The sequence below is a fragment of the Ensifer sp. NM-2 genome (assembly GCF_003024455.1).
GTDB classification, from domain to species: Bacteria; Pseudomonadota; Alphaproteobacteria; order Rhizobiales; family Rhizobiaceae; genus Ensifer; species Ensifer canadensis.
This window is the reverse complement of record NZ_PVZR01000178.1, coordinates 1-377: the sequence shown is the minus strand read 5'-3', so window position 1 is coordinate 377 and position 377 is coordinate 1. Positions and strand designations below refer to the sequence as shown.

Here is a 377-nt window from a genome sequence, read left to right as displayed (position 1 = left end):
CCACCGAAAGCTCGGGATTGACCTGCTTCAACCGGATCGCAGCCGAAAGCCCCGCAGGCCCCGCGCCGACGATCACCACGTCGAACTCCATACTCTCGCGCTCGGGTAGATCCATCGCCTCGCTCATGTCCTCGCTCACAGCGCCTTTTCGAGCTCCGGCAGGGCTTCGAACAGGTCGGCGACGAGGCCGTATTCGGCAACCTGGAAGATCGGCGCCTCCTCGTCCTTGTTGATGGCGACGATCACCTTTGAGTCCTTCATGCCGGCCAGATGCTGGATCGCACCGGAGATGCCGCAGGCAATGTAGAGATCTGGGGCAACCACCTTGCCGGTCTGGCCGACCTGCCAGTCGTTCGGGGCATAACCGGCGTCGACTG

At 63.1% G+C, this 377-nt stretch carries 2 protein-coding genes; both read right to left on the bottom strand.

Annotation, left to right across the window (positions count from 1 at the left end):
• Positions 1-127 (bottom strand): FAD-dependent oxidoreductase (locus C6558_RS39370; RefSeq protein WP_146160869.1); only part of this gene is annotated, 127 nt, incomplete at its 3' end.
• Positions 128-135: 8 nt separating this feature from the next.
• A partial coding sequence (locus C6558_RS39365; RefSeq protein WP_199197162.1) for an electron transfer flavoprotein subunit alpha/FixB family protein occupies positions 136-377 on the bottom strand: 242 nt, incomplete at its 5' end.